This window comes from Robinsoniella sp., assembly GCF_034124845.1.
In genome coordinates, this window is sequence record NZ_JAWYAJ010000539.1 from 31,562 (window position 1) to 32,920 (window position 1,359).

Annotated in this window: 1 protein-coding gene; it reads right to left on the reverse strand. The window is 29.8% G+C overall.

Annotated elements, in window-relative coordinates:
• On the reverse strand, positions 1-1,359 hold a 1,359-nt coding region (locus tag ACH2DQ_RS26885), incomplete at both ends, for a hypothetical protein (protein WP_395028675.1).

Genomic DNA, 1,359 nt, shown 5'->3' on the forward strand with positions numbered 1-1,359 from the left:
ATATCCAACTAATGCGTTCTCATAAGTTGCTTTAGTTTTTACGATTTCCTTTTTAATTTCTCCTGAAAAAAGATTATTTTCTTCATAATAAAATGATTCTTTACTATCTCCTGTTACACTATCCATCTGTAAAATTTCATTTCCAAACTTGTCATATTGATATCTGCAGTCTAAAATTACAACTCCATTTGCCGTCTCAACAATCCTTGTTGGTAGATCCTTCTGAAACACATTAGCTTGATTATTATATTCATAAGACTTTGTATTTTGATCAGGATCGATTTCTAGTATTGGATTCATTCTAAAGTTTGAATCATATGATGTGGATTCGGACCTTGGAATTTTTTTTGTAACTATTTCATTATTTATATTCTCCTGATATTCAACAACTGTTGTAGTTTCTTTTGGCAAATTATCTTCATATGTGGAAGTTGTCTCTACTCCATTAATATCCTTTTCATAAATGATATTTCCATTTCGAGTGCCTTTTATCACTTCCGACTTACCATATATTCCATTAATGCCTCTTTGTATTTTCGTCTGGTACTTTGCCTCTCCTTCATCAATATTGTTATAAGAAAACATTATTGATTCCTGATATCCACTATCAGAAGGATAAATCACTTCTTTTACTTTTTTATTATTATACTTTATGCCATAACTATTATCCTCTGCATCTTTGATAAGAGAAAGTTGTCCATCTACGTTATACTCGTATTTGTATGATACGCTTTCATTATTATCTACATTTTTTCTAATAACTTCATTCAATTGATTATTATCATTATACATATACTCAATAACAGAATGATCCGGAAGTATAATTTTTCTAATCAGAAGCAAGTTTGTCACTGCATTTTCTACTGTAATATTGCTATTAGGCATTGATGAATTACGGATTGACTCCATGTCTAAAATAACTTCATCACCTACGGAAAATTGTTGGGACATTTTTTTGTTTTTGGAAATATTAGATTTTGCAGCTTCAGTAATAATCTTATCCGTTTTTTCCTTTACATCATCAATATATTCAAATGAAGTAACTAGGTTTTTATTTGTAGTTGAAGATATTAAACGCCCCGTATCCTTATCATATTTCAAAAACACAAAGCTTCCATTAGGTTCTTTTACATATACGAGTTGTCCTCCACTGTTAAAACGCATTTCTATATTTTCTTTTGTTAATATAGTATAGTCACTATATAGTTTAAAGTTTAACGGCATATTTCCATTTCTCGAGGGAATAATAACGCTTTCTTCCTTCTTTTCTTGCTTTAATGTCATATATTTTCCCATAGAAGATGCATAAGTATCATCTCCCATCTTCTCAAATAGAAAAATGCTTCCCGTTTCATCTTT